Consider the following 3,683-nt stretch of genomic DNA (forward strand, 5'->3'; position numbering starts at 1 on the left):
AAAAAGTCCAATGATTAACATTAAGTGATGTTGTAGTTTTTTCATAAAATCTAAACCAATCCTGATACTATTCTTCAACTTTAATGATATAAGTTTTATTAAATTTCTTTCCCCGACATGACATTGTACCGTAAGTGGTTCCTGAGAGTTTTATTGTGATTGCTCCTGCAACTTTAGGTGTTCCCTTTACTTTAAGATCATTAAAGGAAACATGTGTTCCAAAATCAGTCGGAGATAATTCCAGTCCAGAGTTTTCAGGTTCTATTTTATAGTGAAAAAGGTGTTGAATAACACGAAGGTTAATATCAATTTCAGCATAATAGGGGGCACCCAATGTGGCATTAGGTAATGACTTCGGTAGGACTTCAACTTTTTGTGTACAAAAACAACCGGTAAGAACAGTAGTTAAAAGAAGTCCAATGATTAACATTAAATGATATCGTATTTTTTTCATAAAATTTATTCCAATCCTGATACTATTCTTCAACTTTAATGGTATAAACTTTCTTAAAGTCTCTTCCCGGACATGACATTGTACCGTAAGTGCCTCCAGAAAGTTCTATGCTGATTGTCCCTGTAACTTTAGGTGTTCCCTTTACTTCAAGATTATTATAGGAAGCATATTTTGTACCAAAATCAGTAGGAGATAATTCAAGTCCTGATTTCTCTGGTTTGATATGATAGGTAAAGAATTCATCTATAACGACGCCACCAGCAACTTTGATTTTAGCGTAATAGGGAGTACCCAATTTGGCATTGGGTAACGACTTTGGTCGAACTTCCATTTTTTGCATACAAAAACAACCGGTAAGAACAGTAGTTAAAAAAAGTCCAATGATTAACATTAAGTGATGTTGTAGTTTTTTCATAAAATCTAGACCAATCCTTAAACTATTCTTCAACTTTAATGGTATAAACTTTCTTAAAGTCTCTTCCCGGACATGACATTGTACCGTAAGTGCCTCCAGAAAGTTCTATGCTGATTGTCCCTGTAACTTTAGGTGTCCCCTTTATTTCAAGATCATTATAGGAAACATATTCTGTTCCTAAACCTCTAGGAGATAATTCAAGTCCTGATTTCTCTGGTTTGATATGATAGGCAAAGAATTCATCTATAACGACGCCACCAAAAACCTCAATTTTAGCGTAATAGGGATTACCCAATGTTGCATTGGGTAACGACTTCGGTCGAACTTCCATTTTTTGCATACAAAAACAACCGGTAAGAGCAGTAGTTAAAAAAAGTCCAATGATTAACATTAAGTGATATCGTAATTTTTTCATATAATCTAGACCAATCCTGATACTATTCTTCAACTTTAATGGTATAAACTTTATTATAGGGTTTTCCCGGACATGTATTTGTTCCGTAAGTGCCTCCAAAAAGTTCTATTGTGATTGTTCCTGCAACTTTAGGGGTTCCTTTTACTTCAAGATTATTGTAGGAAACATATTTTGTTCCTAAACCTCTAGGAGATAATTCAAGTCCTGATTTTTCTGGTTGGATATCATAGTAAAAGTCATGGCGATTAGCGTGGCCACCAAAAACTTCAATTTTAGCATAATAGGGATTACCCAATGTGGCATTGGGTAACGTTTTTGGTCGAACTTCTGGTTTATAACACAAACAACCGGTAAGAACAGCAGTCAAAGAAAATCCAATGATTAACATTAAGTGATATCGTAATTTTTTCATAAAATCTAGACCAATCCTAATACTATTCTTCAACTTTAATGGTATAAGTTTTAATAAATTTACTCCCCGGACACATTGTACCGTAAGTTAATCCAGCAAGTTTTATTGTTATTTTTCCTGCAACTTTAGGTGTTCCCTTTACTTTAAGATCATTAAAGGAAACATGTGTACCAAAATCAGTCGGAGATATTTCTAGTCCTGAGTTTTCAGGTGTAATAAGATAGTGAAAAGAGTCATTAATAACACGACCATTATAAACTTCAATTTCAGCATAATAGGGAATACCTAATATGGCATTGGGTAACGACGACTTCGGTAGGACTTCAGCTTTTTCCATACAAAAACAACCGGTAAGAACAGTAGTTAAAAAAAGTCCAATGATTAACATTAAGTGATATCGTATTTTTTTCATAAAATCTAAACCAATTCTGATACTATTCTTCAACTTTAATGGTATAAGTTTTATCAAATTCAACTCCCGGACACATTGTACCGTAAGTGTTTCCAAAGAATTCTATGGTGATTGTTTCTTTAATTCTAGGTGTTCCCATTACTTTTATATTATTATACGAACCATATGGTTCAACATGAGAATATGTTAATTCTAGTCCAGAGTTCTCTGGTTTGATATGATAGGTAAAAAATTCATCTATAACGACGCCACCTAAAATTTTAATTTCAGCATAATAAGGGGTACCCAATGTAGCATTAGGTAACGACTTAGGTAGGACTTCAACTTTTTGTGTACAAAAGCAACCAGTAAGAGTAAAAATTAAAAGAATTTTAATTATTAGCGCAAAGCGATATTGTAATTTTTTCATTTTATTTAATTTAATTGAGTTATTTGCTAATAAGTGTTTTTTAAACACTTCCCCATTTGTTTCAATGCTATTAAATTTTCAGTTTATGGTATTTTACTTACCACTAAAGCTGCAAAAGAGTATCGCATAACATCAGCTAAAGTCCTATTTATTTGAGGTAGATCACTTACTTTTCCCCATGAAAAATATTTAAGTGCGACTTGTTCTGTTAATAAACTTTGTTCCGTTATCTCGTGACCATTTATTAGTCTTAATTTATCTGCCCAAACAATCCAATGGTTTTTATTCTTTGTCTTGAATAAATCATTTATCATTTTTGCATTTATTAATATGACTACGTGCATATCTGGACGAATATAAGAATTTAAGAGGCATAAATCTTTTAAAGTTAATTTGGGACCTGTTATATGATTTATTATCTTTGTATTGATTTCGTAAACAATTTCAGCGCCAGCTTTTTTAAACCACTTTTTAAGCTCTCCTGCTACTGTAATACCAGGGACTTGATCATCAGGAGAATCATAATCAAAAAAACTATTTTCTGTATCCCTTAAACTTGCCAAAGTTATCCAATCTATAGCCCAAACCTTTGGTGAATATCCTAATGTAGGATGATTTTTAAAAAATTTTTTCGGATGACGACAATCATAACTAGGTTCTAGTTTTAATGTGCCAATTTTAGTTTTACCTGATTCCCAAAGTTCTTTCACCATCTGTTTATACAGATCTGGTCTATCGATCAATAAACAATAAAAAAATGCAGCCGGTCCACATAAACTTGAATCACCCTGAGCAGGAAAATCCCCTTGTGCTAATCGAAATTTCAAATGCGTTTCAATTTTTTCTTTGCTAAAAGGATCTAGTGGATCGCCTGTAGGGTGTTCTTTATCTTCAAAAGCTCTTGATTTAAAGCTCACCTTTACACTATATATGAATACATGACCATTTTGGGTTTTTTCAGTCGTTTCATTGTATTCAAATTCCCTTGATAGCCCCCATTTTTTATCAGTTATTAAAAATCCTTTTAGAGGTATAATTGCTGTCATAGGTTTTGGTAACACTTCATATTCATCGTTACCTATGGATAGGCTACACTAATTAGTACCAATTTTATAAGGTCATTGTTATGATAAACCAACAATAAAAAAAGGTAACAATAATGACAA

At 32.7% G+C, this 3,683-nt stretch carries 7 protein-coding genes; all 7 read right to left on the reverse strand.

The features are described 5' to 3' along the window. Positions 1 to 67: 67 nt before the first annotated feature. The 7 genes from H3S88_RS07510 to H3S88_RS07540 are packed head-to-tail and all read right to left on the reverse strand — an operon-like array spanning position 68 to position 3,578. The gene (locus H3S88_RS07510) at positions 68 to 454 is read right to left on the reverse strand and encodes a hypothetical protein (RefSeq protein ID WP_198229220.1); all 387 of its coding nucleotides are present in this window, start codon (positions 452 to 454) and stop codon (positions 68 to 70) included. A 22-nt stretch (positions 455 to 476) separates the two neighbouring features. Continuing rightward, on the reverse strand, positions 477 to 869 hold the full coding sequence (locus tag H3S88_RS07515) for a hypothetical protein (protein ID WP_198231958.1): 393 nt from the start codon (positions 867 to 869) through the stop codon (positions 477 to 479). Positions 870 to 891: 22 nt separating this feature from the next. Continuing rightward, positions 892 to 1,284: a hypothetical protein gene (locus H3S88_RS07520; RefSeq protein ID WP_198228482.1), complete on the reverse strand. Its 393-nt coding sequence runs from the start codon at positions 1,282 to 1,284 to the stop codon at positions 892 to 894. A 22-nt stretch (positions 1,285 to 1,306) separates the two neighbouring features. After that, the gene (locus H3S88_RS07525) at positions 1,307 to 1,696 is read right to left on the reverse strand and encodes a hypothetical protein (protein ID WP_198228480.1); all 390 of its coding nucleotides are present in this window, start codon (positions 1,694 to 1,696) and stop codon (positions 1,307 to 1,309) included. Between the two features lie 22 nt (positions 1,697 to 1,718). Further along, on the reverse strand, positions 1,719 to 2,108 hold the full coding sequence (locus tag H3S88_RS07530; protein ID WP_198228478.1) for a hypothetical protein: 390 nt from the start codon (positions 2,106 to 2,108) through the stop codon (positions 1,719 to 1,721). Positions 2,109 to 2,130: 22 nt separating this feature from the next. Beyond that, complete coding sequence (locus H3S88_RS07535) at positions 2,131 to 2,565, reverse strand: hypothetical protein (protein ID WP_198228476.1); 435 nt, start codon at positions 2,563 to 2,565, stop codon at positions 2,131 to 2,133. A gap of 35 nt (positions 2,566 to 2,600) precedes the next feature. Continuing rightward, positions 2,601 to 3,578 carry a hypothetical protein gene (locus H3S88_RS07540; RefSeq protein ID WP_198228474.1) on the reverse strand — a complete coding sequence of 326 codons (978 nt, stop codon included), beginning with the start codon at positions 3,576 to 3,578 and terminating at the stop codon, positions 2,601 to 2,603. Between the last annotated feature and the right edge of the window lie 105 nt (positions 3,579 to 3,683).

The organism is Gilliamella sp. B14448G11 (assembly GCF_016101765.1).
GTDB classification, from domain to species: Bacteria; Pseudomonadota; Gammaproteobacteria; order Enterobacterales; family Orbaceae; genus Gilliamella; species Gilliamella apicola_N.

What these genes read in the sequence shown, in the direction of transcription:
- H3S88_RS07530 (WP_198228478.1), bottom strand. Translation starts at nt 2,108, where the DNA reads ATGAAAAAAATACGATATCACTTAATGTTAATCATTGGACTTTTTTTA.
- H3S88_RS07520 (WP_198228482.1), bottom strand. Translation starts at nt 1,284, where the DNA reads ATGAAAAAATTACGATATCACTTAATGTTAATCATTGGACTTTTTTTA.
- H3S88_RS07515 (WP_198231958.1), bottom strand. Translation starts at nt 869, where the DNA reads ATGAAAAAACTACAACATCACTTAATGTTAATCATTGGACTTTTTTTA.
- H3S88_RS07525 (WP_198228480.1), bottom strand. Translation starts at nt 1,696, where the DNA reads ATGAAAAAATTACGATATCACTTAATGTTAATCATTGGATTTTCTTTG.
- H3S88_RS07510 (WP_198229220.1), bottom strand. Translation starts at nt 454, where the DNA reads ATGAAAAAAATACGATATCATTTAATGTTAATCATTGGACTTCTTTTA.